This window comes from Pseudarthrobacter sp. NBSH8 (assembly GCF_014217545.1).
Taxonomy (GTDB): domain Bacteria; phylum Actinomycetota; class Actinomycetes; order Actinomycetales; family Micrococcaceae; genus Arthrobacter.
Genome location: NZ_CP043178.1, coordinates 574243 through 599825, shown reverse-complemented (window position 1 = coordinate 599825; position 25583 = coordinate 574243). Strand labels below are relative to the sequence as shown.

General features: G+C 66.2%; 24 protein-coding genes. 18 read left to right on the top strand and 6 right to left on the bottom strand.

Annotation, left to right across the window (positions count from 1 at the left end; genetic code table 11):
* The first annotated feature begins 109 nt into the window (after positions 1–109).
* From FYJ92_RS02780 to FYJ92_RS02770, 3 genes are read left to right on the top strand one after another with little or no spacing between them, the layout of a single operon-like run.
* Entirely contained in the window at positions 110–1264 is a 1155-nt protein-coding gene (locus FYJ92_RS02780; RefSeq protein WP_185262505.1) for an ABC transporter substrate-binding protein, read from the top strand.
* Positions 1254–2393: an iron ABC transporter permease gene (locus FYJ92_RS02775; RefSeq protein WP_185262504.1), complete on the top strand. Its 1140-nt coding sequence runs from the start codon at positions 1254–1256 to the stop codon at positions 2391–2393. The genes FYJ92_RS02780 and FYJ92_RS02775 overlap by 11 nt, the downstream gene beginning before the upstream one ends.
* Positions 2386–3129, top strand: a complete 744-nt coding sequence (locus FYJ92_RS02770) for an ABC transporter ATP-binding protein (RefSeq protein WP_185262503.1) — start codon at positions 2386–2388, stop codon at positions 3127–3129. The genes FYJ92_RS02775 and FYJ92_RS02770 overlap by 8 nt, the downstream gene beginning before the upstream one ends.
* A gap of 126 nt (positions 3130–3255) precedes the next feature.
* Here FYJ92_RS02770 and ppc read toward each other — a convergent pair whose 3' ends face one another.
* Positions 3256–6078, bottom strand: a complete 2823-nt coding sequence (gene ppc, locus FYJ92_RS02765) for a phosphoenolpyruvate carboxylase (RefSeq protein ID WP_185262502.1) — start codon at positions 6076–6078, stop codon at positions 3256–3258.
* 152 nt (positions 6079–6230) lie between these two features.
* On the bottom strand, positions 6231–6911 hold the full coding sequence (locus FYJ92_RS02760) for an NADPH-dependent F420 reductase (RefSeq protein WP_185262501.1): 681 nt from the start codon (positions 6909–6911) through the stop codon (positions 6231–6233).
* A gap of 144 nt (positions 6912–7055) precedes the next feature.
* On the opposite strand from FYJ92_RS02760, the gene FYJ92_RS02755 reads away from it, so the two are divergent.
* A complete protein-coding gene (locus tag FYJ92_RS02755; protein WP_185262500.1) occupies positions 7056–7898 on the top strand; it encodes a DUF1684 domain-containing protein in 843 nt (280 codons plus the stop codon).
* A gap of 76 nt (positions 7899–7974) precedes the next feature.
* Here FYJ92_RS02755 and FYJ92_RS02750 read toward each other — a convergent pair whose 3' ends face one another.
* Positions 7975–9180 (bottom strand): acyl-CoA dehydrogenase family protein, encoded by a 1206-nt coding sequence (locus FYJ92_RS02750; protein ID WP_370526245.1) that lies wholly within the window; start codon positions 9178–9180, stop codon positions 7975–7977.
* 101 nt (positions 9181–9281) lie between these two features.
* Positions 9282–10106, bottom strand: coding sequence for an SDR family NAD(P)-dependent oxidoreductase (locus tag FYJ92_RS02745; protein WP_185262498.1), 825 nt, complete (start codon positions 10104–10106; stop codon positions 9282–9284).
* Positions 10107–10208: 102 nt separating this feature from the next.
* Here FYJ92_RS02745 and FYJ92_RS02740 point away from each other — a divergent pair, with 102 nt between their 5' ends.
* The 4 genes from FYJ92_RS02740 to FYJ92_RS02725 all read left to right on the top strand — a co-directional run bounded on the left by FYJ92_RS02740 (position 10209) and on the right by FYJ92_RS02725 (position 15378).
* On the top strand, positions 10209–11396 hold the full coding sequence (locus tag FYJ92_RS02740) for a glycoside hydrolase family 76 protein (RefSeq protein WP_185262497.1): 1188 nt from the start codon (positions 10209–10211) through the stop codon (positions 11394–11396).
* Between the two features lie 171 nt (positions 11397–11567).
* Complete coding sequence (locus FYJ92_RS02735) at positions 11568–12623, top strand: iron ABC transporter substrate-binding protein (RefSeq protein WP_185262496.1); 1056 nt, start codon at positions 11568–11570, stop codon at positions 12621–12623.
* 5 nt (positions 12624–12628) lie between these two features.
* The gene (locus tag FYJ92_RS02730) at positions 12629–14221 is read left to right on the top strand and encodes an iron ABC transporter permease (protein ID WP_185262495.1); all 1593 of its coding nucleotides are present in this window, start codon (positions 12629–12631) and stop codon (positions 14219–14221) included.
* Positions 14218–15378: an ABC transporter ATP-binding protein gene (locus tag FYJ92_RS02725; RefSeq protein WP_185262494.1), complete on the top strand. Its 1161-nt coding sequence runs from the start codon at positions 14218–14220 to the stop codon at positions 15376–15378. Before FYJ92_RS02730 ends, FYJ92_RS02725 begins: the two co-directional genes overlap by 4 nt.
* A gap of 31 nt (positions 15379–15409) precedes the next feature.
* Here FYJ92_RS02725 and FYJ92_RS02720 read toward each other — a convergent pair whose 3' ends face one another.
* A complete protein-coding gene (locus FYJ92_RS02720; RefSeq protein ID WP_185262493.1) occupies positions 15410–16012 on the bottom strand; it encodes a YdeI family protein in 603 nt (200 codons plus the stop codon).
* 78 nt (positions 16013–16090) lie between these two features.
* On the opposite strand from FYJ92_RS02720, the gene FYJ92_RS02715 reads away from it, so the two are divergent.
* From FYJ92_RS02715 to FYJ92_RS02690, 6 genes are all read left to right on the top strand, one after another.
* Entirely contained in the window at positions 16091–16840 is a 750-nt protein-coding gene (locus FYJ92_RS02715; RefSeq protein ID WP_185262492.1) for a VOC family protein, read from the top strand.
* Positions 16841–16938: 98 nt separating this feature from the next.
* A complete protein-coding gene (locus tag FYJ92_RS02710; RefSeq protein ID WP_185262491.1) occupies positions 16939–17478 on the top strand; it encodes an NUDIX hydrolase family protein in 540 nt (179 codons plus the stop codon).
* Positions 17479–17564: 86 nt separating this feature from the next.
* The gene (locus FYJ92_RS02705) at positions 17565–18602 is read left to right on the top strand and encodes a DUF6707 family protein (RefSeq protein WP_185262490.1); all 1038 of its coding nucleotides are present in this window, start codon (positions 17565–17567) and stop codon (positions 18600–18602) included.
* Positions 18603–18663: 61 nt separating this feature from the next.
* On the top strand, positions 18664–19389 hold the full coding sequence (locus FYJ92_RS02700; RefSeq protein ID WP_185262489.1) for an SRPBCC domain-containing protein: 726 nt from the start codon (positions 18664–18666) through the stop codon (positions 19387–19389).
* A 99-nt stretch (positions 19390–19488) separates the two neighbouring features.
* A complete protein-coding gene (gene tgt / locus FYJ92_RS02695; RefSeq protein ID WP_185263638.1) occupies positions 19489–20769 on the top strand; it encodes a tRNA guanosine(34) transglycosylase Tgt in 1281 nt (426 codons plus the stop codon).
* Positions 20770–20852: 83 nt separating this feature from the next.
* Positions 20853–21602 (top strand): dienelactone hydrolase family protein, encoded by a 750-nt coding sequence (locus tag FYJ92_RS02690; RefSeq protein ID WP_185262488.1) that lies wholly within the window; start codon positions 20853–20855, stop codon positions 21600–21602.
* A gap of 2 nt (positions 21603–21604) precedes the next feature.
* Here FYJ92_RS02690 and FYJ92_RS02685 read toward each other — a convergent pair whose 3' ends face one another.
* Positions 21605–22336 carry a queuosine precursor transporter gene (locus FYJ92_RS02685; RefSeq protein WP_185262487.1) on the bottom strand — a complete coding sequence of 244 codons (732 nt, stop codon included), beginning with the start codon at positions 22334–22336 and terminating at the stop codon, positions 21605–21607.
* 200 nt (positions 22337–22536) lie between these two features.
* On the opposite strand from FYJ92_RS02685, the gene FYJ92_RS02680 reads away from it, so the two are divergent.
* The 4 genes from FYJ92_RS02680 to FYJ92_RS02665 are packed head-to-tail and all read left to right on the top strand — an operon-like array spanning position 22537 to position 25401.
* The gene (locus FYJ92_RS02680; RefSeq protein ID WP_185262486.1) at positions 22537–23193 is read left to right on the top strand and encodes a TetR/AcrR family transcriptional regulator; all 657 of its coding nucleotides are present in this window, start codon (positions 22537–22539) and stop codon (positions 23191–23193) included.
* A gap of 32 nt (positions 23194–23225) precedes the next feature.
* The gene (locus FYJ92_RS02675; RefSeq protein ID WP_185262485.1) at positions 23226–24143 is read left to right on the top strand and encodes a TIGR01777 family oxidoreductase; all 918 of its coding nucleotides are present in this window, start codon (positions 23226–23228) and stop codon (positions 24141–24143) included.
* Positions 24140–24550 carry a hypothetical protein gene (locus FYJ92_RS02670; RefSeq protein ID WP_185262484.1) on the top strand — a complete coding sequence of 137 codons (411 nt, stop codon included), beginning with the start codon at positions 24140–24142 and terminating at the stop codon, positions 24548–24550. The genes FYJ92_RS02675 and FYJ92_RS02670 overlap by 4 nt, the downstream gene beginning before the upstream one ends.
* Entirely contained in the window at positions 24547–25401 is an 855-nt protein-coding gene (locus tag FYJ92_RS02665) for a hydroxymethylpyrimidine/phosphomethylpyrimidine kinase (RefSeq protein ID WP_185262483.1), read from the top strand. The genes FYJ92_RS02670 and FYJ92_RS02665 overlap by 4 nt, the downstream gene beginning before the upstream one ends.
* The last annotated feature ends 182 nt before the right edge of the window (positions 25402–25583 follow it).

The following is a 25583-nucleotide window of genomic DNA, read 5'->3' as shown; positions in this document are numbered from 1 at the left end:
GCAGCCGGTCCCGGACAAGGGCGCGTTAGCCGCCGGGGCACCATAAAATCGTTGACAGCCTCGGCACGCGAGCGGATGCTGTGAAGACCGAAGCACAGGGGTCACACACATGGCAACCACTGATCTGAACCGCCGCACCGCCCTTCAACTTCTCGTGGCGGGAAGCTCTGCAGCCCTCCTGGCCGGATGCGCCAGCACCCCTGGTTCCCCGCCGTCGTCGGGCCCTGCAACGAACGGTGGCAACAGCGGCAGTGGCGCGATCAGCATCACCGACCAGCGCGGCAAAACCCTCACGTTTACCCGGCCGGTGACCCGGGTTGTGACCATACCCATGCCGGCTGCATCGCTGCTCGTGGCGGTGGACCGCACGGCCGACCACCTCGCCGCCATGCACAACGCCTCCTGGGTGGCGATGCGCGACGGCATCATGGGCACCATCTTTCCCAAGGCACTGGAGTTGCCGCACGAGATCGCCACCCAGGACTTCACGGCCAATGTGGAGAGCGTGCGCGCCCTGGACCCGGACGTGGTGATCCAGTGGTCCGACGCGCAGCTGATCGAACCGCTGGAAAAAGCGGGCCTGAACGTCATCGGGCTGACCAACACCGGCAAACAGGAGGACGTGGATGCGTGGGTAGCCATGTTCGCCACGATGTTGGGGAAGCCCGAACGCGCCGTGGATATCAAGAGCCGCAGCGACCTGGAACTTGCCGCCATCAAGAAGCTGGCGGCTGGCCGGAACTCCACGCGGCCCAGCATCCTGTACTTCAACCGGTTCACCGGCGGCCTGAAGGTGGCCGCGGCCAACAGCTACAACGATTTCTACATCAAGCTGGTGGGCGGCACAAATCCCGCCACCGGAGACGACCCGCTGCAGGGCTCAGGCATGGTTGGCCTGGACGTGGAGCAGGTCCTGCGGTGGGATCCGGAGATCATCCTGCTGGGGAATTTTGACGCCGCCATGCCCCGGGATCTCTACTCTGACCCCGTCTGGCAGACCGTGTCCGCGGTCAAGAACCGGCGAGTGTACAAGGTGCCGCTGGGTGGGTACCGGTGGGATCCCCCCGGGCAGGAATCGCCTCTGATGTGGCACTGGCTCAGCGACATTGCCTTCCCCCAGCAGCGCTCCGTCCTCCGGAACAAGGTCACTGAGTACTTCGATTTCCTATACAACCACAAGCCCACGGCCGCGGAGCTGGACAAGGTCCTGTGGACCGCGGCCAACGCCGACTCCGACCACTACCGGCAGTTCAATGCTGCATGACGCCAGCGACGAACGGCTTGAACTCGACGGCGACGGGCAGCCCGGTGAGCGGGCAGGTGGCGTGGCCCGGGACCGTGGCGCGAAGCCGGACACGGCGGGTGACGGGCGGCCAGTCCCATCGGCCCTGAAGCCCATCGCCATCAGCACCATCTTCCTGGTTGCCGTCACTTTGGTGGCCCTGGCTGTGGGCCGCTACAACGTTCCGCTCTGGCACGCGGTGCAGATCCTAGTGGGGCAGGCCGTCCCGATCCCCTCCGAGGCCACCGCCACGGAGCAGAATGTGGTGCTCCTTGTCAGGCTCCCCCGCGTGCTGCTGGCGCTGCTGGTGGGCGGCGGCCTGGCGATCGGCGGCGCCGCGCTGCAGGCCATCTTCCACAATCCGCTGGTCAGCCCGGACATCATCGGGGTGTCCGCGGGCGCATCCTTCGGCGGCGCACTGGCGATACTTCTCGGGCTGGGGACGTTCGCGCTGATCACCAGTTCCTTCGCATTCGGACTGATCGCGCTGGCCATGCTGTTCCTCATCACGTCGGGGCGCGGCGGGACTCCCCTGCTCATGATTGTGCTCGGCGGCGTGGTCACGGGATCGTTCTTCTCCGCGTTGGTAGCCCTGGTCACCTACATCGCGGATCCCAACACCACCCTGCCGGCCATTGTGTTCTGGCTCCTGGGGAGCGTCGCCACGGCCACGTTCAGCAAGGTGGCGGTGGCGCTCATTCCCGTCGTCGGGGGCGCGCTGGTGCTCCTGGCCCTGCGGTGGCGCATCAACGTGCTCTCGCTGGGCGACGATGATGCCACCGCGCTGGGGATCCGGCCCCGGCCGCTGCGCTGGGTGGTACTGGTTTCGGTGGCACTGATCGTGGCTGGGGCGGTGGCCGTCAGCGGCGCAGTCAGCTGGGTGGGCCTGGTGGTCCCGCATCTGGCCAGGATGTGGGTGGGCCCGGACCATCGGGTCCTGCTGCCGGTGTCCTTCCTCCTGGGCGGCGCGTACATCATGCTCGTGGACACCGTGGCACGCACCGCCACTGCGGGCGAGATCCCGCTCGGTGTGCTGACGGCGCTGATCGGCGCGCCCGTGTTTTTTGTCCTGCTGCGCCGGAACCGGGACAGGATCTGGGAAAGTGCTTGAGCTCAACGGCGTGGGCTTCGGATACGGCCGGACGGACTGGGTCTTCCGGGATGTCAGCTTCCAGGTCCTGCCGGGAACCGCCACCGCCGTCCTGGGACCGAACGGCAGCGGCAAAACCACGCTGGTGCGCTGCGCTGCCGGGCTGCTGAACCCCGTAGAGGGCAGTGTCCTGCGCGCGGCCAGGGCGGGCTATGTCCCGCAAGCCCACGGCGGTACCTTTGCCTACCGGGCCCTGGACATGGTGCTCATGGGACGCGCCCGGCAGATCGGACTCTTCCGTTCGCCCGGCGCGGCAGACCGGGCTGCTTCCCTGGAGGCCATGGACAGGGTGGGCATCGCCGGCCTCCGCAGCAGGTTCTTCCCCACACTCAGCGGCGGCGAGCAGCAGTTGGTCCTGATTGCCCGTGCCATCGCGGCCGACTGCCCCGTCCTGGTGCTGGACGAGCCCGCCACGGGCCTGGACCTGAAGAACCAGGTCCGCGTCCTGCGGCTCCTGCGCGAACTGATGACCGACGGCATGGCCGTGCTCCTCAGCACGCACCACCCGGACCACGCCCTGTACCTCGCGGACCGGGCCGTCCTGCTCACTCCCAGCGGATCCCGGACCGGCGATGCCCTGGAGCTGCTGAGCGGGAAAGAACTCACGGCCCTGTACGGCGTGGGCGTCAGCACCATGCCGTACGCCGATGGCCCCAACACCCGACGGACCGTGGCGGTGCACTACGGCGGCCAGTGAGCGAGTTTGGTTCACGCAAACGCTCTCTCACTTAACGTAAGAAAACCGCCAACGCTCTCGCACTTTCCCTAAGAAAGTGAGAGAGCGTCGGGGGGAAAGCCGCATTAAGTGAGAGAGCGTCCGGGGTTAGCCCGTGTTGCGCAGGCCGGCCGCTACCCCGTTAACGGTGATCAGCATGGCCCGCTGGAGACGTTCGTCGATCTCGGCACCGCTGATGCTCTCGCCTTCGCCGCCCTGGGCAGCCCGCACACGGCGGAGCAGTTCCACCTGCAGGTAGCTGATGGGATCCAGGTACTGGTCCCGGATCTCAAGCGAACGCTTGAGCGTCGGCTGCGCGTCCAGGAGCACATTCTCACCGGTCAGGTTCTGGATCTCGGTGACCGTGAGTTCGAACTCTTCACGGATGGCCGCGAAAATGTGGTGCAATTCCTTGGGAACCAGGGTGGCCACGTAGTACCCGGCGATGTCCAGGTCCGTTTTGGCCAGCGTCATCTCAACGTTAGAGACAACGGACCGGAAGAAGTGCCAGTTTTGCATCATCTCCACCAGCTGGGCGGAGTTTCCGGCCTCGCGGGCAGCCTTCAGTCCCGAGCCAACACCGAACCAGCCCGGCACGATCTGCCGGGACTGCGTCCAGCCGAACACCCACGGAATGGCGCGCAGGCCGCCGAGCCCTGCCCCGGAATCCGGGCGTTTGGACGGACGGGAGCCGATATTCAGCGAGCCGAGCTGCTCCACCGGAGTGGAGGCCAGGAAGTACGCGGGCAGGTCCGGATGGTCAATCAGCTTCCGGTACCGGTCGAAGGCGCCGTCGGAGATGATCTCCATAACGTGCCCGTACCGTTCGCGCTGGTCGTCCGACGTGCGCGGGTCCCGGTGCAGGGCCGAGCCCTGGAGTACCGCCGCGAGGGACAGCTCCAGGTTTTCCCGGGCCAGCTCCGGCAGCGAGTACTTGTCCGAGATGACCTCGCCCTGTTCGGTGAACTTGATCTCGCCCTCGAGCACGCCGTTGGGCTGGGCCATGATGGCGTCATAGGTGGGTCCGCCGCCGCGGCCCACGGACCCGCCGCGACCGTGGAACAACCGGACACGGACGCCATGCTTGGCCGCCACGTCGCGCAGGTTCCGCTGGGTCTTGTGGATCTCCCACTGGCTGGTCATCACGCCGGATTCCTTGTTGGAATCCGAGTAACCCAGCATGATTTCCTGGACGTCGCCGCGCAGCCGGACCAGGTCTCGGTAGGACGGAACGGACAGCAGCTGGTCCACGATCTCCGCCGAGGCTCGCAGTTCCTCCACGGTCTCCAGCAGGGGCGCGAACCCGATCTTGGCGTAAGGAGATTCGCCGAACAGGTTGATCAGGCCTGCCTCGCGGGCCAGGACAGCCGCGGCCAGGACGTCGTCCGCGCCGCGGGTCATGGAAATAATGTAGGTCTCGATGACGTCCGGGCCATATGTGCGCAGGGCGCGGCGGACCTCGCGGAAGACGTCGTACGTGCCGTCAGCGACGCCGTCGAGCTTAATCGGGTGGCCGGACAACGGCCGGCGTGACGCCAGCTCCGAACCGAGAACCTCAAAGCGTTCAACGCGGCTCAGTTCCGCATAGCGGATGCCGGGGCCGCCCAGCCGGTCCATCAGCTGGCCAACGGCGTCATGGTGGTGGTCGGCGTGCTCGCGGATGTCCAGGGTGGCCAGGTGCAGGCCGAAGGAGGCGACGGCGCGGCGGACCCGGGCCAGCGCGCCATCGGCGACGAGCGACGCCGAGTGGTTGCGGAGGGACAGCTCCAGCAGTTCGAGGTCGTCGAGGAGTTCCTCGGTGGAGCGGTAGTCACGGCCGTGCTCGTGGGTGGAGTCCGCGGCAACCCGTTTGCCCGTATTGATGAGCTTGGCCTTGATGCACGTGAGTTTGAGGCGGTAGGGCTCCTGGGCGTTGAGCTCCAGGACGCGCCGGTCCAGGCCCGGCAGCTTCTTCAGGTCCGCATCGATGGAGTCCAGCAGCGACTGGTCCGCGCCGGACAAAGCGGTGGAGTTGGACAGGATGGAGATCAGCTCGTCCATCATCGCGATGCTGATGCGGACGGCGTGCTGGTTCTGGATCTGCAGGATTTCCCTGGTGACCGCCGCCGTGACGTTGGGGTTGCCGTCCCTGTCGCCGCCGATCCAGGACCCAAACCGGATGGGTGCGTCCTGGGACGAAAGGCTGACGCCGTGCTCACCGAGCAGTTCCGAGAAGTCCGAGAGCATCTCGGGCATGGCGTCGGTCAGGATGCCGCCGAGGTAGTAGATCGCGTTGCGGGCCTCATCCACCGGGGTGGGGCGGACCTGGCGCAGTTCGTCGGTCTGCCACATCTGGTCGATGACTTCCGAAAGCTGGCGGTCCTGCCGGCGGCGCGCGGTGGTGCCTTCCTTCGTGGGCTCGGCCAGGACGTCGGAGAGCCTGCGGATCTTGTCCAGCACGGAACGTCGCGAAGCCTCGGTGGGGTGGGCGGTGAAGATGGGGCGGACGTCCAGCCCGTTGACCACTTCCTGCAGTACTTCGGGCCCGGCCTTCGCGGCGATTTCGGTGACGGCCTTGGCCAGCCACCCGTCCTTCTCCTGCCGCGTCCGCAGGCCGCGGACCCGGTGGACCTGCTCGGCCGCGTTGGCAAGGTGGAAGTAGAACGCGAACGCACGCACCAGGTCAGTGGCTTGCTCGATCGGCAGGGAGCCGAGCAGTTCGCGGACCTGCTCGACGACGTCGTGCGCGCTCCAGGGGCCGGTAGCATCGGCTCCGCCACGGGCGGCTTCCTTGGACTCCTTGGTGAGGAGGCGCACCTGCTCCACCAGATCCAGGAGTTCGGGCCCGTGCTGGCGGACCAGGGATTCGCCCAGCAGGGTGGAGACGCGCCGGACATCGGCCCTCAGTTCAGAGGCGAGGTCGGTTGCGGAATTCATTGCAGTGTTAGCCATGGAAACTGTCTTTCGAGGGTTCGGACTTGGCTAGTACACTGCGCTGGATACTGTGAGCCACGTTACTAGCTATCGATGCTACCCGCACGGGATGGCGAAGGCGGAATCCGTCTCAGATATTGCGCTGGTCCCCGCCACTGCCGCGCCGGACGTCAGCGGACGATCTTGAAATTGAAATCCGCAGTACCAAACGCCGACCACAGGCGCAGCCACACCGGGAGCATCATCTCCGCTCCCCGGGCGGTGGCGATGTCTCCGAGGTCAATAATATCGCGGTGGCCCAGCTCCCGGAGAAGGGCCGTCACGGTGCTCTTGGCGCTCGCGTCGTCGCCGGAGACAAACACCGAGTGGTCCCCTCCGCCCAGCCGTCCGGGATCAACCATCAGCCCCGCGTTCATGGTGTTGAGGGTTTTGACCACCCGCGCCTCCGGGAACGCGTGCTGGATCCGTTCGGCGTTACTGTCCGTGTTGACCGGGTTCAGGACCGGCGGCATGCCCTGGGAGAAGTCGAGCGGGTTGGAAACGTCCACCACTACTTTCCCCGAAAGGTTGGCCGAGCCCGCCGCACCGAGGGCGCTGAGCGCACCCGCGCCGTTCGTTGCATTGAGTATCAGTTCCGCCCCGGCTGCTGCCTCCGCGAACGTTTCCAGTGCTATGTGCTGGTTGGCTACGTGCCACTCGCTGAAGGGTGGCGTGCCCATGGCGTCCGGCGCGCTGCGGGCAAGAGTCTTGCCCGGGTCGCGGGTTCCCACCACCACGTCGTGTCCCAGTGCGGACAGCGCGCCCGCCAGGGTCCGGCCTGCAAAACCCGTACCCAGGACCGCGATTTTCATGGTTCCTCCAAGTTCAGCCGTGGGAGTTCTGGAACGATACTCCGCCGCCTTCGACGCTACTCTCCGCCAGCGGCAGAACAAGAGCCCCGGCAGCAGCGCGGCCGTGGTGGAATGAACCGTATGCAGACGCCTTTTGGAGGAATCATGAATACCACCGCCAACGCCGCCGCGCAGCTGGAACGCTGGCAGCGTTTCCGCACCAACCGGAACAAAGCCCTCGCCACCCGCCACGGCTGGCTGACCCTCACCTCCTTCCAGTGGCTGGAATCCCGGCCCGCCGCCGTCGACCTTTCCCCCGGCTTCTGGTCAACGGACGGCACGACGGCGACGCTCACCGCTGCGGCGCACGACGGTCTGACGCTGGCGGAAACCGGCGAGCCCGTGGACGGGACCATTACGGCCTCCCTCACCAACGAGGAATCCCTGATGTGGGTGCAGTTCGGCGGTGCGGACGGGCAGCAGGTAGTGGTGGAACTCGCCATGCGCGCGGACCGGTACGCCATCCGGACCCACGATTCCGGGTCGCCGGTGCTGACGGAGTTCGACGGCGTTCCCACCTTCGGCTACAACCCGGACATGGTGATCGAGGCAGCCTACGAGGCGTATCCCGAGCCGGTGGCGATCCCGATCGGAACCGCCAATCCCCTGGTGGAAGGCGTGCATTATTCGGCGGGCGAGGTGGTTTTCCGGCTGCCGGGCATTGACCACGAGTACCGGCTGCACGCCGAGGAGGAAAAACTGGGGGCGCTGACCATCACGTTCCACGACGACACCAACGGCGAATCAACGGATGAGTGGCGCAAAGTCTCAACCCCCAGACCCCGGGTTGATGCGTCAGGGAACGCCACTGTGGTCCTGGACTTCAACCGCGCCATCAACTACCCCAGCGCCTTCACCCCATACGGCACCTGCCCCATGCCCGTGAAAGGCAACAGCCTGGACGCGAAGATCGAAGCCGGCGAAAAGCAGCCTCTCCTCGCTGATTGAGCGCGAACTGGCAGCCAATCCGCTCAGATCCAAGTTTTGAAGGGATCAGCTGCTCATTTGCGCCGGTGCCGCCCGGTCAGACGATCGCTGAGACGCCGGTGACCGCCCGGCCCACAATGAGCGTGTTGATTTCAAACGAGCCCTCGTAGGTGTAGATAGCCTCGGCGTCGGCGAAGATTTTGGCCATCCGGTAGTCGGTCACGATTCCGTTGCCGCCGAGGATGGACCGGCCCAGCGCCACGGTCTCGCGCATCCGGGCGCTGGTGTACGCCTTGGCGAGGGCCACCTGCGGCATGTCCGCCGCGCCGTCGTCCTGCAATTGGGCTACACGCGCCATCATGGCCATGCTCGCCACCGCGTTGCCCAGCATGGTCACCAGCTGCTGCTGGATGAGCTGGAATTTCGCCAGCGGCCGGCCGAACTGGTGGCGTTCGACGGCGTACTGCCGGGCGACGTCGAACGCAGCCAGCTGCTGCCCCACGGCCTGCCACGCCACCATGATCCGCGAGCCACGCAGGAGCTGGTTGGTGTCTTCGAAACTGCTGATGCCGGCGAACCGGTCGGACTCGGCGACGTGGACATCCTCAAACACAATGTCCGCGTTCTGCACGGTGCGGAGCGCAATCTTGTTCTCGATCCGGCTCCGGCTCACACCCGGCAAGGAGGCATCCACGATGAACCCGCGGACGGCACCCTGCCCGTTGGCGGCCACAGCCTCGTCTCTGGCCCACACCAGCATGAAGTCGCAGAACGTCCCGTTCCCGATCCAGCGCTTGGCGCCGTTGAGCACCCACGAGTCGCCGTCGCCGTCGGGCTCTCCCGTTGCGCTGGAAATGCGCCGGGCACGGGTTTCCATGCCGCCGGCCACATCGGAACCATGGCCGGGCTCGGTCAGCGCGAACGCGCCGGTGATGCGCAGGCTTGAAGCGTCCGCAAGCAGCCTCGCCTTCTGGCCGGCCGAACCAAAACCGTACAGCGACTCCACAAACAGATCGTGGTGGACCAGGAAAAAGGTGGCGATCGACGTATCGACGCGCGTCATCTCGGCGATGACCAGTCCTGCGAAGAGGTTGCTGTAGCCGCGCTGCGCCGGCGTGCTCAGCTCCAGCGCGGCGAGCTTGGGCAGGATGTGCGCCGGGAACTCCGCCTTGTTCCACCAGTCCGACGCGTGCGGGGCGATCTCCGTGGCCAGGAACTCGCGCAGCTCGGCCAGCTTGGCCCGCTCCTTGGCGCTGAGGAAGGACTCGTAAGCGAAAAAATCGGCGGTGGGCAGGTCGTCGATCGCCGGTTCCGAAGTAGCCGGTTCCGAAGTAGCCGGTTCCGAAGCGGCGGGTTTCGAAATGGCCGGCCCGGGGGTCGGCGGTTCGGTGGTGCGGGGCCGGCTCATTTCGGTCCCATCCGGATGGCACCGTCGAGCCGGATGGTCTCGCCGTTGATCATCGCATTATCCACAATGTGGGCCACCAAGCTGGCGTATTCCGCGGGCTTGCCCAGACGGGACGGGTGCGGGACCTGCCGGCCCAGGGAAGCCTGGGCTTCGTCAGACAGCGATGCCATCATGGGTGTTTCGAAAATGCCCGGCGCGATGGTCACCACGCGCACCAGCGATCGGGCCAGTTCCCGGGCCAGCGGCAGAGTCATGGCGGCGACGGCACCCTTGGAGGCGGCGTAGGCCGGCTGGCCGATCTGTCCGTCGAAGGCAGCCACGGAGGCGGTGTTGATGATGACGCCGCGCTCAGGGCCGCCCAGCGCAGTGTTCACGGGTTCCGTTGAAACCATGGCCGCGGCCGCCAGACGCAGCACGTTGAAAGTCCCGATGAGGTTAACCTGGATGACGCGGTTGAATGTGTCCAGCGGGAGGACGCCGTCCCGGCCCAGGACCTTGCCCGGCGTGGCGACGCCGGCGCAGTTCACAACCATGCGGAGAGGCCCGAGTGCCACGGCGGTGTCCACGGCGGCCTGCACCTCAGCTTCGTTGGTGACGTCTGCGGGGACAAAGGCGGCCCGTGCCCCTGAGCCGCCGGCGGAGCCGTTGCCGACCGCGTTCAGCGCTGCCGCGTTGAGCTCGGCGGCGTAGGCCGCACCGGCGGAGGAGGGCAGGTCGATCAGCACCACCGAGGCGCCGGCGTCGAACAGGCGCTTCGCCGTGGCAGCCCCCAGCCCGGAGGCCCCACCCGTAATCAGCGCGACAGTACCCAAGACGTCCATACATCCTCCTTGATGCGGCTCCGACATCGGTGACCGGCGCGAAACAATAGTTAGTGAATCTTAACTGAAATTCGGGCGGGCCGCACCCGCTAGGCTAAACGGATGACGGATGCCGAACCCGCCGACTGGCAGCCCGCCGACTGGCCGGAGCGCGCCAACGTGGCAGCGCGCTCCGTCACCGCCCTCTTCGGCCGCCGGCTGCTGTTCATGCCGGGAACCCACCTCGCCGCCGTGCAGTGGCCGTCAAAACACCTGAAGAATCCCCTCCACCCATGGCACTACTGGTGGCAGGCCCACTACATGGACTGCCTGGTGGACGCCGGGCGCCGCGAACTGGGCAACGGAGCCACTCCCGCAGCAAGGTTCAACGGCCCGCGCCGCGCCAGCGCCGGCAGGCTCGCGTCCAGGCTGGTCACGGGCATCCGGCTGCGCAACGCCTTCACCTTCGTCAACAGCTACTACGACGACATGGCCTGGTTGGCGCTGGCGACGCACCGCCTGCAAACCCTGGCCGAGGAGACGCGCAAACCTGGACGCCGTCGTAACGCCGGAATCCAGGAGACCCTCACCCTGCAGTTCGATTCCGCCTCCACCGATGACCTGGGCGGCGGGACCTTCTGGAGCAAAAAGCGCGACTTCAAGAACACGCCGGCCACCGCCCCCGTGGCGCTCTACTACGCCCGGACAGGCCAGCAAGCCAAGGCGCAGCGGCTTGTGGACTGGCTCAATGGCGTGCTGTTCGACGAGGCCCGGTGCCTCTATATCGACGGGGCGCGGCTGAGCCCGGCCGGTGAAGTGACGGTGGAGAACACCATCTACACCTACAACCAAGGCCCCGTACTGGGAGCCCTGCTGGAGCTGGGCGGCGATGCCAACCTCGCCCGGACCTCGGCGGTCATTGACGGCGTAGCCCAGCACCTGACGGTGCACACCACAGCGCCGGGCAGTTCCCCCCGTATCCTCCGCTGCGACGGAACCGGCGACGGCGGACTCTTCACCGGGATTCTCTGCCGGTATCTGGCACTCGCCGCCGTCGACGCCCGGCTTCCGGCGTCCGCGCGGAACACGGCCAGGGAGCTGGTGACTGCTACCGCCGAGGCCTTCTGGGCGGGCCGCCGGCCAGCCGAAGCCGGAGCAGCAACAGCCGGCAACGGCAGGTATGTGTTTTCCGTCCACGCGGCAAACCCGGCGGACACCACCTACCCGCCAGGTGCCGCCGTCGAACTTTCCACCCAGCTGCAGGCCTGGATGGTACTGGAAGCCGCCGCGGCCATTCAGCAGAAAACGTGAACCAATTAGGGCACGCAACAGTTGCGTAATGCGTGTGATCCTTATCACTTAAGGCCCGTGCCGCTTGGTGTCTTAGGTTTGGCTAACCTACAGTTTCTCGAGTGAGCCAACCCTAACTACAGGCTCGCCAAGACCGTCGGTCCGCACACTTTTCCCCAGAAAGTAGCCCCAATGAAGATCCGCAACAGCGCCCTGGCCGGCATCGCACTTGCCGCCACCGCAGCACTCGGACTGACCGCCTGTGGTGGCAGCACCACACCGGCAGCAACCGGCTCCTCCGCCGCAGACGGCAAAGCCGCCGGCGAAATCACGGTCTACAACGCGCAGCACGAGAGCCTGACCAAGGAATGGATCGACGCCTTCACCGCGGAGACCGGCGTCAAGGTGACCATGCGCCAGGGCTCGGACACTGAGCTCTCCAACCAGATCGTCCAGGAAGGCGCCGCGTCCCCGGCTGACATCTTCCTCACCGAAAACTCCCCCGCCATGGCGCAGGTTGAAAACGCCGGCCTCTTTGCTGACGTCGACAAGGCCACCGTGGACCAGGTTCCGGCCGAGTTCCGCCCCAGCACCAACAAGTGGACGGGCATCGCCGCCCGCTCCACCGTCCTGGTGTACGACAAAACCAAGCTCAGCGAAGGCGACCTGCCCAAGTCCATGCTGGACCTGGCCAACCCGGAGTGGAAAGGCAAGTGGGCCGCTTCACCGTCCGGCGCCGACTTCCAGGCGATCGTGGCTGCGCTGATGGAACTCAAGGGCGAGGCAGCTACCGAGGAATGGCTCAAGGGCATGAAGGAGAACTTCACAGCCTACAAGGGCAACAGTGCAGCCATGAAGGCAGTCAACGCCGGTGAAGTAGACGCCGCGTTGATCTACCACTACTACTACTACGGCGACCAGGCCAAGACCGGCGAGAACTCCAAGAACGTCACCCCGTACTACTTCAAGAACCAGGATCCGGGCGCGTTTGTGTCCGTCTCCGGCGGCGGCGTGCTGACGTCATCCAAGAACGCCGCGGCTGCCCAGGCCTTCCTGAAGTTCATCACCGGCAAGAAGGGCCAGGAGGTCCTCAAGAACGGCACCTCGTTCGAGTACGCCATCGCTTCCGAGGTACCCGCCAACGACAAGCTGGTTCCGGTCAAGGAACTCCAGGCGCCCACCGTGGACCCGGCCAAGCTGAACTCCACGAAGGTCACCGAGCTGATGACCAAGGCAGGACTCCTGTAATTTCAGTGACCACTGATCTATCGGCTCCCCCCTCAGCGGGAAGCACGACGACGGCGGGCCGGGGCACTAGCCCCCGCCCGCCTCTCGGCGTTTCCGCGGTGTCCATCCTGGCAGTGCTGATCGCCCTGTTTTCCCTGGTACCGCTGGGGTACGTCGTGTACATGACGGCGGCAACCGGGTGGGACACCGCCGTCGAACTGATCTTCCGGCCGAAAGTGGGCGAGCTCCTGCTCAACACGGTCCTGCTAATGGTGATCACCATTCCGCTCAGCATCGTCCTCGGCGTTGGCGGTGCCTGGCTGGTGGAGCGGACCAAACTCCGCGGCCACAAAATCTGGGCGGTGCTGCTGGCAGCACCGCTCGCCATCCCGGCGTTTGTAAACAGCTACGCCTGGGTATCGGCGATCCCGTCCCTGGCCGGACTGGGCTCCGGTGTCCTGATCGCCACGCTCTCCTATTTCCCGCTGGTGTACATCCCGGCGGCCGCAACACTCGGCCGGCTGGACCCGGCCATCGAACAGTCCGCCGCCGCGCTGGGGCTCGGCAACTGGCGGGTCTTTTTCCGGGTGGTCCTGCCGCAACTCCGCATCGCCATGACCGGCGGCGCCCTGCTGGTGGGCCTTCACCTGCTCGCCGAATACGGTGCGTTCGCGATGATCCGTTTCGACACGTTCACCACCGCGATCATGGTCCAGTACCAGTCCACGTTCAACGGGACCGCCGGCAATATGCTCGCCAGCGTCCTGGTGTTTTTCTGCCTGATCCTGCTGGTGGTGGAGGTCCGCGGCCGGGGCACGGCCCGCTATGCCCGTGTAGGATCCGGCGCCCAGGCCAGGGCCCTGCGCCTGCCGCTGCACGCCTACCAGGTTCCGGCGCAGCTGTCCCTGCTTGCTTTGACGGGACTGGCCTTCGGGCTGCCGGTGTTTTTTGTCCTGCGCTGGATCACCGCGGGCGGTTCCGCGGTCTGGGCTGCCGACGAGTTCGCTCCGGCCCTCCTGACCACACTCGGCTACGGCCTGGCCGGCGCGGTGGTAACCACCGTCGTCGCGTTCCCCATGGCCTTCCTTGCGGTCCGGCACCCCAGCTGGTTCAGCAAGTCGTTGGAGCTCTCAAACTACGTCACCAGTTCCCTGCCCGGGATTGTGGTGGGCCTCGCGTTCGTTACCGTCAGTATCCGGCTGGTCCCCGGCGTCTACCAGACGGCCGGAGTGCTGGTGGCCGCGTACGTCCTGCTGTTCCTGCCCCGGGCGCTGGTCAATCTCCGCGCCGGCCTGTCCCAGGCCCCCAAGGAACTCGACGAAGCCGCCCAAGCCCTGGGCAAACCGCCGCTGCTGGCTTTCATCCGGGTCACGCTGCGGCTGACCGCGCCGGCGGCCGCGGGCGGCGCTGCCCTGGTGTTCCTGGCCATCGCCAACGAGCTGACCGCCACACTCCTGCTCTCCCCGAACGGGACCCGGACGCTCGCCACCGAGTTCTGGAGCAAGAGCAGCGAAATCGACTACGCGGGCGCCGCCCCGTACGCCCTCCTGATGATCCTGCTCTCGGCGCCAATGACCTATCTTCTCTTCCAGCAGTCCAAGAAAGTAGCCGGACAGTGACCGAACAATCCCCCTCCAGGCTTCCGGGACCGCGGATCGCGCCGTCTGTGGCACCCTCCACCAACAGCCACCTGCAGATCGCCGACGTCACCAAGAACTTTGCCTCCCAGGCCGTCCTCAAGGGCGTCAACCTGTCCGTGGCCAAGGGTGGCACCACCGCCATCGTGGGGCCATCCGGCTCGGGCAAGACCACTCTGCTGCGGCTGATCGCCGGCTTTGAACACCCCGCCACCGGCAGCATCTCGCTCAACGGCACCAAGGTGGCGGGCGACGGCGTATGGTTGCCTGCGCACAAGCGCCAGGTGGGGTACGTGGCCCAGGACGGGGCGCTCTTCCCGCACCTGACGGTGGGCCAGAACATCGCGTTCGGCCTGGACACCGCCAAGCTGGCGGGTGGCCGCCGTGCTGCGGAAGGCCGGATCAGCGAGCTGTTGGACATGGTCTCGCTGGACGCCTCCATGGCCAAGCGGAGGCCACACCAGCTGTCCGGCGGGCAACAGCAGCGGGTGGCCCTGGCCCGTGCGCTGGCCCGCGAACCCGAACTGATGCTGCTCGACGAGCCTTTTTCAGCCCTCGATGCCGGCCTGCGCGTGGCCACCCGGCGGGCCGTGGCCAAGGTTCTCAACAAAGCCGGCGTGACAACCATCCTGGTCACGCACGACCAGTCCGAGGCCCTGTCCTTCGCGGACCAGGTGGCGGTGATGCGCGGCGGCAAGCTGGCCCAGATCGGCAACCCGTTTGTGGTCTATACCCGCCCCGCAGACCGCGCCACCGCAGAGTTCCTGGGCGACGCCGTCATCCTGGACGCCTGGATGGAAGGCTCGCTGGCCACGTGCTCACTGGGCGGAATTCCCGTGCGCCGCCCGCCCGCCCAGGGCCGGGTGCAGCTGATGCTGCGTCCGGAGCAGATCCGCATTGCTGAGGATGGCCCCATCCGCGGCGTGGTGGTGGACACCGACTACTTCGGCCCGGAAACCACCGTGCGCCTCAAACTCTCTGTGCCGCCGGAACTGGCCGGCCGCACCGACCACCGCTACCCCGGCGGCGGCGAAGTCATCACCATCCGGCACTGGAACGCCTCCATCGCCCGGCCCGGTATGGAACTCTGCCTGCGGGTGGTGGGCGAAGCCGTCGCCTTCCCCCTGGACGACGACTAAGCCCGGTGATTGAGCCTGGCGGAATCGGGCTCTACTGACCCGCGGCGGGCTTTTTCTTCTGCGGGTACGGCGCCTCACCCCGGGCCAGCATCTCCACAAAGCCGGCAATTTTCCGTTCCCGCGTGGAGGCCTGCTTCACGGAATTCGTCCGGTAAATCAGGGCATACCGGTTCACGGAGGTGAGGACGTCGAACATGGCCTGGGCCGCGGGGACGGCGGCGATCGCGGCGGCCAGGTCCGGCGGGACTTCCGCCGTCGCCTGGCCCACATAGGCTGCCTCCCAGCGCCCGTCCGCCTTAGCGGCGTCGACGGCCGCGCGGCCCGCTGCCGTCATCCGGCCGGCAGCCTGGAGCTTCCCGATGCGGTCCACATTCCGCGCCGACCAGACGCTCTTCGGGCCGCGGCGGGTCATCCGTTGGAAGGAACTGTCATCGTCGCGCCGTTTGCCTTGACCGTCGATCCAGCCAAAGCACAGCGCCTCCTGCAGCGCTGCTTCGTAGTCCAGCTCGGTGGTGTTGCCGCCCTTCTTGTGAAGCACCAGCCATACGCCAGGGCTGTCGTTGTGGTTGGCTTCCAGCCACAGCCGCCACGCCGCCGCGTCCGCTACCAGCAGTTCCTCGAGTTCAACGGCCATGGCCCTATTCTGCCTGCCTTCCGCAGGAAGTGGCATGATGGCCGTAGCCGACCTGTCCCTGTTTCGAGGAGGAACCCAATGCTGCGTGTCCGACCCGTCCATTTCACCTCCCGGCCGGACAGTTGGGAGCAACTCCTCAGGGCCCTGGGCCTGGCCAAAACCGTTGATCACGGCCCGTGGCGGGAGTTCGACGCCGGTTCCGGTCGGCTGGCCCTGCATCTGACCGACGCCGGTGCTACGGATGACGGCACCACGGCCCTCGGCGTCGAGGTGGGCGATCTGGCCGAATTCGCCCGGCGCACCGCCCTGGCCGCGGAGGAATCCGGAAATACGGTCGCCGAGCTCATCGCCGCTGATCACGGCGAGTCCTGCCGCATCACCGGCCGGGACGGCTTCAGCTTCCTTGCGGACAAAGGCGCGCGGGAGCCAAACTCGGCTGACGCTGATCGGGCGCTGACCGTCGTCGGGGTCTGGTTTACGGCGGATCCCGGCGCGGCCGCGGTGACGCTGCAGGACATCGGTGCCAGGTTCCGCCCCGTCCCGGACGCCGACGAAACCGCAGACTTTACCGCCAAGAACGGCGGGGTGCTGATGGTGCGCCCTGCGTCCGGTGCGCCGCGGTCCGGCCTGGGATTTGAGTACGACGGCGATCTGGGCGCCTTGCGGGACCGGCTCGCCGCCGCCGGGCTGGATGTCAGCGAAACCGAGGAAGCCTTCGGCCGGACCCTGCACTTGGCCAACCCCGACGCATACGGCACCGCCGCAACCACACGCGCCCCGCATGTCCCGCCCACCCTCTGGATCTCTCAGCGCCTCTCCTCGCAGTGATCCTGCTGAGGGCTGATATTCCGGCGCTTAGCACAACGCTTTACGCTGAGAGCTCACCCCTCAGCGGTCCCGGCCGTCCGATGAGGTAGAACTTAACCATGAACGTTCGCACTCCTGACCCCAATCCCGGCTGGCTCTCCGAAGAAGACCTTTTTGAGGCCCGGGGGAGGCTCCCCATGATCTATGTGGAGGCCGTGCCGGTCAGGCTGGATCCGCTGGGTTTTGTGAACGAGGTCGGCACGCTGCTCCAGGCCGATGAGGACGGGAACATGATCCGGTCGCTGGTATCGGGGCGCGTGATCTACCGCGAGACCATCCGCGCCGCACTCCTGCGCCATATGGAAAAGGACCTGGGGCCGCTCGCCTTTCCGCAGCTCCCCATCAGCCCGGTCCCCTTCACGGTGGCCGAATACTTCCCTGCCCCGTCCCAGACGGGTTTCACTGACGAACGCCAGCACGCGGTGTCCCTGGCGTACGTCATTCCCGTGACGGGCGAATGCGAGCCCCGCCAGGATGCCCTGGAACTGACGTGGATGACTCCGGCGGAAGTGCTCAGCGCCGACGTCCAGCTCGAATTCAGCGGCGGCCGCGGCGCCTTGGTCCGCCAGGCGCTGGCCTTTGCCGGAGTGGGTCACTGACGCCCGCGGGATCCCCGGCGTCCCCGACTTCCGGCGCCCCGCTTTGTAGACTGTAGGGCGGACCGCAAGAGAACTTAAGGACTCCCATGACCGAAAACCCAGCCGCCCGGCACTACAGCGAACAGCAGGCTGGATCTCTGACCACCGGCGATCAGCTCCTTCTCCCTGACGGTGAACGCACCGCCGAAATTCAGCATGTGGAGTTTGAACAGGATGATTTCGGGACCCCTGCGGTGGTCCTGGCGAACCTCACGGGCGGCGGCACCCTCCGCATCGCCGCCGGCTCCACCGTCAAGATCCTGGACCCAACAGTCCTGGTCATCACGGTTCAGGACGCCACCCTTCAGGACGCCACGCCCGACGCCGTCACGCAGCTTCCGGTCGCGGCTCAACCCCCTGCCGAACAGCCCCAGCACACCGGCGAAGGGGAGGAAGCCCCGGCGGCTCCCGCCGTCGTCGTACCTCCCCTGCCAGCCATCCCGCCCGCGGCGAGCGGGCCCTCCGCGGAAGAACTCGCGCGGATTCCGGCGCCGCAGGGCACTCCCGAAGCGGTGGTGGAGGCTGCCGCGGAAGCCCACCCGGACGCCGTTGGTGTGCTGCTGCTGGCGGACAAGCTGGCCAAGGGCATCAACTTCAAATCCGGCAGCTGCCTCAAGGACCTCAGCGATCTTGCCCACGAACTGTTCATTACGCTGAAGGATCCGGACGGGGCGCTCACGGTGGCGGACCTGCTCAACGTCCTGCCGTTCGACGGCAACCCGGGCCGGTGGGCGTCCGTGGAGGCATCGCTGGCGTTGTCCAGCTTCATCTGCCGCCAGGACCGTCAGGAGGAGCGCGCCGAAGTCTATGAAAAGCTGCTGCGTTTGCCGGAAAACCAGGAAACGGACCCGTTCAAGGCCCGGATGAACGCCAAGGTGCGCCAGCGTTCGCTGAACGAACCCAACCTGTACGACAAAGAGATCTTCCGCTCGATCGACAACTCCAACCATGAGGCCGAGCGGGAGTGGCGGCTGCTGCGCCTCGAATCCCTGCTGTTCCTGCGGGCCCACGGCGGGTCTGAAACGATCGGTGTGGGCGAACTCCAGCGCCGGATCAACAACGAACTCGAGGCCGTCCGGGCGTGAGATTGTCCGGGTGGAGGAATTACCTCTACCCGGGGCCGCGCCGGCGTTGTAGATTCGGGCTATGACGAACAATCTGAGCGTGGTGATAAATGCTGACGCGCCGCAAGTCTGGACCATGCTGCGTGAACCGGCCAAAGTGGCCCAGTGGCACGGCTGGGAGGCCGATGAACTGGCGGATGAGATTGACGGGATCTACTTCAGCAGCAACGTCGTTGAAGCCCCGGACCACACCAGCCTGACCACCAACGGCGGCGATGTCTTCGACCTCAAACCGGTGTCCGCCGGGACTCTGGTCAGTGTCACGCGTGCAGCCCTGGACCACAACTCGGAATGGGCGGCCTGGGATGAGGACATCACCCAGGGCTGGCTGACGTTCCTCCAGCAACTCCGCTTCGCGCTGGAACACCACCCGCACGGCAAGCGGCACACGTTGTTCTTCGAATTTCCCGGCACCTCCGATTCCGAAATCGAAAAGCTCGGATTGTCGGACGTGCCTGCGCCGGGTGAGCCGTACGGGCTGACGCTGGCCACCGGCGAGGAGATCACCGGGAAGGTCTGGTTCCGCAGCAACCACCAGGTGGGACTCACCGTCCACAGCTACGCGGAGCACGGGGACGGCCTGCTGATCGTGGCGGACCAGCCCGTCATTGAAGGGGTAAGGCCCCAAGGCGGCGCCATGGTGATCGCCTCAACGTTTGATCTTGGTGCCCACAAACTGGAGTCCATCCATTTGCTCTGGGAAAGCTGGCGGGCTGAGAACTACCCCACATCGGAAGCGGCCCACTGAGGGATCGGCGGCGTTTGCTGGCACACTGGAACCGTGCCAGCCAACCCCGCCTCCGCTACATCTGTCTCCGTTTCGGCTGTCCCGGCTGATCCCGCCACGCTGGCGGCCGCCGCCGCTGACCAGTCCCAGTTCTCCTTCACCGTTGGCACCCGCCTTGCTGACAGCTGTGCGCCGTCGGCCACGCAGGTATGTACCAATGGCGGCGAATTCCTGGGCCGCACGGGGACCATCACCACGCCTCACGGCGAGATCCGCACCCCGGCGTTCATCGCCGTCGGGACCAAAGCTACGGTGAAGTCCGTCCTGCCGGAATCCATGGCGGACCTGGGGGCACAAGCGCTCCTGGCCAACGCGTATCATCTGTACCTGCAGCCCGGAGCAGACATCCTGGACGAGGCCGGCGGGCTGGGTGCGTTTATGAACTGGTCCGGGCCGACGTTCACGGACTCCGGCGGGTTCCAGGTGATGAGCCTCGGGTCCGGGTTCAAGAAGGTCATCGACATGAAGACTGTGTCTTCCGCGGACGCGGCTGTCCCGGACGACGCCGTAGCTCCCGGCAAGGAACGCCTTGCCCACATCGACGACGACGGCGTCTGGTTCAAATCGCATCTCAATGGGGACCGCCACCGGTTCTCCCCCGAAATTTCAATGCAGGTCCAGCACCAGATCGGCGCGGACATAATATTCGCGTTCGATGAGCTGACCACGCTGCAGAACTCCCGCGGCTACCAGGAGGAATCGCTGGAGCGCACCCGGCTGTGGGCTCTGCGCTGCCTGGAGGAGCATTTCCGGCTGACCTCCGAGCGGGTGGGCAAGCCATACCAGGCCCTTTTCGGCGTGATTCAGGGTGCGCAGTATGAGGACCTGCGCCGGAAGGCCTGCCGGGACCTTGGCGCCATGGATTTCGACGGCTACGGCATCGGCGGGGCGCTGGAGAAGGAAAACCTGGGCACGATTGTTCGCTGGTGCAACGAGGAGCTGCCGGAGGACAAGCCGCGGCACCTGCTGGGCATCTCCGAGCCGGACGACATCTTCACCGCAATCGAAAACGGCGCGGACACCTTCGACTGTGTCTCCCCCACCCGGGTGGCCCGCAACTCCGCGTTCTACACGCCTGCCGGCCGCTTCAACCTCTCCGGCGCCAAGTACAAACGCGACTTCGGCCCGCTCCAGGACGGCTGTGACTGCTACGCCTGCGCCAACTACTCGCGCGCGTACATCCACCACCTGTTCAAGGCCAAGGAGATGCTCTCGGCCACGCTGATCTCCATCCACAACGAACGCTTTGTGGTGAAAATGGTGGACGATGCGCGGCTGGCCATCGAGGCCGGGACCTTCTTCGAGTTCAAGGCCGAGACCCTGGCGCAGTACTACTCCTGAGCGCTGGCCCGGCTCGCTGGCCGCCTGCGGGGCGCGACGCAACGGGGCGGCGTCCCGCCGTCGTCCTCCGATATCCTGACCAAATGCTCATCGAAATCCCTGCCGCAGAAGGCACAGCCGAGGCCATCATGGCACGCCCCTCTTCCGGCGAAGGTCCCTTCCCGGGCGTCATCCTCTACATGGACGCGTTCGGCCTGCGCCCGCGCATCGAGGAGATGGCGCAGCGCATCGCCGACTGGGGCTACGTGGTCCTCGCCCCGAACGCCTTCTACCGCGAAGGCTCGGCCGCGGAACTCGCCCCCGCAATGGACATGACCACGCTGGAGGGCCGGGCGGTTGCCGGCAAGGCCGCGTTCCCGCGCGTCGGACGCCTCACCACGGACAAAGCCCTGCCGGACATTGATGCGTGGGTGGAAGCGCTGGGAACGCTCGACGGCGTCGCCCCGGGTCCAATCGGCACGTTCGGGTACTGCATGGGCGCCCGCCTGGCAGTCCGCACGGCCATCGCCCACCCCGAAGCGGTGACAGCCTGTGGCGGCTTCCACGGCGGCGGGCTTGCGAGCGACGCCCCGGACAGCCCGCACCATGGACTCGACAAGGCCAGGGCGCGCTTCGTCTTCGGCCACGCCGACCACGACAAGAGCATGGATCCCGGCTCCGTTGCGCGCCTGGGTGCGGCACTCGACGATGCCGGGCTCGAGGCTTCCAACGAGATCTATGCCGGGGCGCCGCACGGCTATTCGATGGCGGACACATCGATGTTCCATCCGGAGGCCACGGAGCGCCACTACGCCGAGCTCCGCGCCCTCCTTGACAGGACGCTCAAGGGCTGAGGCTAGGCGGGGGCTGACCCCGCGCCGTAGCTCGGTTCGCGCTTTTTGATCCACCCGATCACCAGTGACGTCACCGGGACGAACAGGAACTCAACGAGGGTCTTGTAGACAAAGCCCACCACCACGTAGTTCATGAACGTACCGAAGTCGGTGATGCCGATGACGGAGGCGGCGATGCTGCAGAAAATCAGGGTGTCCACGAATTCACCTGCGCCGGTGGAGCCCATCAGCCGCGCCCAGAGGGATTTCTCCCCGGAGCGGGCCTTCATCTTCACCAGGATCCATGAGTTGATGGTCTGGCCGGCCAGGAATGCCAGCAGCGAGGCGAGCACAATCTGCGGGACTGGGCCCAGGGCACCTTCCAGGGCTGCCTGCTTGGATGTGCCGAAGTCGTCATCAAAGCCGGGCAGGGCGATGATCACCCAGTAACAAACAGAGGCGAAGACGGAGAGGGCGAAGGTGGTAAAAATGGCTTTGCGCGCCACCTTGAAGCCGTAGACCTCGCTGATGACGTCGCCCAGGATGTAGGCGAGCGGGAACAGGAAGAAGCCGCCGTCGGTGATAATCGGGCCGATCGCGACGCCTTTGGACGCCCCGATGTTCGACAGGATCAGCACCACGGCCATGAAAGCCAGCATGATGCCGAAGTACGGCGAGCCGGTCGATGCAAATTTCGGTGCCGTCCGGGCGGAGCCGGCGATGGGCCGGGCGTCAGGGCCTGAGGGGGAAAACATGGGGAGATTCCATTCGTAGTGGTTCGCTCGGCGTACCGTTCCGCAAAGAAATTTGCGTCGGACGCCGGCTGTATTAGCACTGTCACGCCATTCTCCCACTGAACGTGCGCAGCTCTCCCACCGGCGCGTGCAGCCACGTTTTGAACACGTTCAGTTCCATGGCATACTCAGTTTTGAACATGTTCAAAAGAGGAGAAACCGTGACCGCCAAGAGCGAGCAGACCAGGCAACTCGTAGCGGACGTCGCGCTGCGTATGTTCCGCGATATAGGGTTCGGGAAGACCACCATGCGGGCCATCGCGGCCGAGGCTGGGGTCTCCGTGGGCAACGCCTACTACTATTTCGTCTCCAAGGATGAGCTGGTGCAGGAGCTGTACGTCCAGGTCCAGGCAGAGCATGCAGCCAAGGCTGACGAGGCACTCGAGGGCCTCAAGGACCTGGGCAGCCGGCTGAAGGCCACACTGCACGCCGGCCTGGATGTCATGGCCCCGTACCACCGCTTCGGCGCCGACTTCGTGGCCACTGCCATCCGGCCGACGTCGCCCGTCAACCCTTTCGCGGGCGAGTCGACGGCGGCCCGCGAGGCATCGCTCGGCATCTTCCGGGCAGCGGTGGAAGGCGCCAGCCCGGCCGCTCCAAAAAAGCTCCGCGCCGACCTGCCCGAGCTGCTCTGGCTCGGCTACATGGGGATCGCCCTGTTCTGGGTGTACGACACCTCCGAAGACCAGCGCCGGACCCGGAAGCTGGTGGACGGCGTAGTCCCGTTGATCGCCCGGGGACTTTCGCTGGCAAGGATTCCCGGCGTTAACAAGGTGCTGGACGATGTCCTCAACCTGAGCCGCAGTATCCGCGACTGAACACGCCACCGAACACAAAGCTGGGGGAAGAAATGAACAGGACAAACACCGTGGTGCTCGCCGGAGCCTCGGGCTTCATCGGCACCTATCTTCGGCACCGCTTCGAAAAGGACGGCTGGACGGTGCGCACCATCGGCCGCCGGGCCACCGCGGGTACGGCCGAAGCGGCCAACTGGAACGACGACGGCGCCATCACCCGGGTGCTGGACGGCGCCGACCTGCTGGTGAACCTTGCCGGACGGTCGGTCAACTGCCGCTATGGCGCCAGGAACAAGGCGGCCATCCTCGATTCCCGCGTCTCCACCACCACGGCACTCGGCCGCGCACTCGCAGTCTGCAAGGCGCCGCCGTCGGCCTGGCTCAACGCCAGCACCGGCACCATCTACCGGCACGCGGATGACCGGCCGCAGACAGAGTCTGACGGCGAACCCGGGACAGGCTTTTCGGTGGTCGTGGCCCGGGCGTGGGAAGCCGCCTTGGACTCCGCCACCGCGCCCGGGACGCGAAAAATTGCGCTGCGGATCGCCATCGTGCTGGGCCCGGGCGGCGGCACCCTGCGGCCTTTCGCGGCCTTGGCCCGGCTTGGCCTGGGCGGTCACATGGGCGCCGGCAGCCAGAAGTTCAGCTGGATCCACGTCGAGGACCTCTACCGCACCGTCCGCTTCCTCCACGCGCGAACGGACATTTCGGGCCCGGTGAACGTGGCTTCCCCGGATGTGGTGGATAACCGCGAGCTGATGCGGCTGGTCCGCCGGGCCTACGGCGCCAGGCTGGGTATCCCCACGCCGTCGTGGCTGCTGCGGCTGGGGGCCGTGCTGATCCGCACCGAGACTGAGCTCGTGTTGAAAAGCCGGTGGGTGCAGCCGCAGAAGCTGCTTGACGCGGGGTACATCTTCCGGGAGCCTGAGCTGGGCCGCGCGCTGCTCACTATCGCCAAAGGGACGGCGTGAACAGGCCGCACCGGGTGACGTTCGGCCCCGGGGCGTTCCTGCTGGGCGCCGGCATCACCGTGCTGCTGTTCGGCGTTCCGCACGGCGCGACAGGCTACGTTTTCGGTGTCCCGGCCGCTCTGCTTCTTGGTATGCCCCTTGCCCTGGCGACCGGAATGCTGATGCGGCCCGTCCGAGACCAGTGGCTTCATATTGTGGCCACCGGCGGGGTGGGACTGGTCACGGGCTTTCTCACCCTCCTTTTCCTTACGGGAAACCACTGGCACAGCATGTGGGGACTCGTTTTGTGGACCGGATTCTGCGCCGCAGTCGGAAGGCTGGCTGTTGTGGGCCTCGTGGACACACAGGACGATAGTGAACTCACCGAGAATGTTGGCCCGACGCCGGATGGCAGGATAGTGCCATGACTTTTGCTTCAGCTGCCGTCCAGTCCCCCGTGTCCGCTCCCGCAGTCGTCCTGACAATCGCGGGGTCCGAAGCAACGGGTGGCGCCGGGGCCCAGGCCGATCTGAAAACGTTCCAGGAACTGGGCGTATTTGGCATCGCCAACCTGACCTGCATCGTGTCCTTCGATCCGAGCGACAACTGGAACCACCGCTTCGTGCCGGTGGACCAGCAGGTCATTGCGGACCAATTGGAAGCCACGACGGCGGCCTACGGTCCGGCGTCGGGCCGGCCTGTCCTGGACACCGTAAAGATCGGCATGCTGGGCAGCCCGGCCACCATCAGCACGGTCGCGGCAGCACTGGAAGCCGGCCGGTTCCGGAACGTCGTGCTGGATCCGGTGCTGATCTGCAAGGGCCAGGAGCCGGGCCACGCGCTGGACACGGACCAGGCCCTGAAGGCGCAGATCCTGCCGCTGGCCACGTTCGTCACGCCCAACCACTTCGAAGCCGAATCGCTGTCTGGCCTGGCGATCACCGACATCGAATCCTTGAAGGCCTCCGCCATCCGCATCCATGAGCTCAGCGGTGCAGCGGTTCTCGCCAAGGGTGGCGTGCGGCTGGCAGGCCCCGACGCCGTCGACGTTTACTACGACGGCGAGACCCTTGAAGTCCTCAGCGCTCCGAAGGTGGGCGAGGTGGCCGTGTCCGGTGCCGGCTGCTCGTTGGCCGCGGCTGTGACGGCTGAACTGGCCAAGGGCGCCACACCTCTGGAGGCCGCCCGGTCCGCCAAGGTCTTTGTCACGGCCGGAATCCGCAACCGGGTGGCGTCAGGCGCCCCGTTCGACGCCCTCTGGCAGGGTGGCCCGCGCTAACCCACTCCCCCGCCCCATCAGACGCTCTCTCACTTAACGCGGGTTCTTCCCAAACGCTCTCTCACTTTCTTAGGGAAAGTGAGAGAGCGTTTGGCGTTTTCCTGCATTAACTGAGAGAGCGTCTACCGCGGGTCGGCCACCGTTCCCATGAAGAGCGGCAGGCCCGTTTCAACGTGCACGAT

Excerpts from the sequence above, each read along its gene's own strand:
- FYJ92_RS02710 (WP_185262491.1), top strand. The coding sequence starts at position 16,939 with ATGAACGTTCGCACTCCTGACCCCAATCCCGGCTGGCTCTCCGAAGAA.
- FYJ92_RS02780 (WP_185262505.1), top strand. The coding sequence starts at position 110 with ATGGCAACCACTGATCTGAACCGCCGCACCGCCCTTCAACTTCTCGTG.
- FYJ92_RS02715 (WP_185262492.1), top strand. The coding sequence starts at position 16,091 with ATGCTGCGTGTCCGACCCGTCCATTTCACCTCCCGGCCGGACAGTTGG.
- FYJ92_RS02675 (WP_185262485.1), top strand. The coding sequence starts at position 23,226 with ATGAACAGGACAAACACCGTGGTGCTCGCCGGAGCCTCGGGCTTCATC.
- FYJ92_RS02685 (WP_185262487.1), bottom strand. The coding sequence starts at position 22,336 with ATGTTTTCCCCCTCAGGCCCTGACGCCCGGCCCATCGCCGGCTCCGCC.
- FYJ92_RS02690 (WP_185262488.1), top strand. The coding sequence starts at position 20,853 with ATGCTCATCGAAATCCCTGCCGCAGAAGGCACAGCCGAGGCCATCATG.
- FYJ92_RS02740 (WP_185262497.1), top strand. The coding sequence starts at position 10,209 with ATGACGGATGCCGAACCCGCCGACTGGCAGCCCGCCGACTGGCCGGAG.
- FYJ92_RS02775 (WP_185262504.1), top strand. The coding sequence starts at position 1,254 with ATGCTGCATGACGCCAGCGACGAACGGCTTGAACTCGACGGCGACGGG.
- FYJ92_RS02720 (WP_185262493.1), bottom strand. The coding sequence starts at position 16,012 with ATGGCCGTTGAACTCGAGGAACTGCTGGTAGCGGACGCGGCGGCGTGG.
- FYJ92_RS02755 (WP_185262500.1), top strand. The coding sequence starts at position 7,056 with ATGAATACCACCGCCAACGCCGCCGCGCAGCTGGAACGCTGGCAGCGT.
- FYJ92_RS02665 (WP_185262483.1), top strand. The coding sequence starts at position 24,547 with ATGACTTTTGCTTCAGCTGCCGTCCAGTCCCCCGTGTCCGCTCCCGCA.
- FYJ92_RS02735 (WP_185262496.1), top strand. The coding sequence starts at position 11,568 with ATGAAGATCCGCAACAGCGCCCTGGCCGGCATCGCACTTGCCGCCACC.
- FYJ92_RS02705 (WP_185262490.1), top strand. The coding sequence starts at position 17,565 with ATGACCGAAAACCCAGCCGCCCGGCACTACAGCGAACAGCAGGCTGGA.
- ppc (WP_185262502.1), bottom strand. The coding sequence starts at position 6,078 with ATGGCTAACACTGCAATGAATTCCGCAACCGACCTCGCCTCTGAACTG.
- FYJ92_RS02745 (WP_185262498.1), bottom strand. The coding sequence starts at position 10,106 with ATGGACGTCTTGGGTACTGTCGCGCTGATTACGGGTGGGGCCTCCGGG.
- FYJ92_RS02700 (WP_185262489.1), top strand. The coding sequence starts at position 18,664 with ATGACGAACAATCTGAGCGTGGTGATAAATGCTGACGCGCCGCAAGTC.
- FYJ92_RS02760 (WP_185262501.1), bottom strand. The coding sequence starts at position 6,911 with ATGAAAATCGCGGTCCTGGGTACGGGTTTTGCAGGCCGGACCCTGGCG.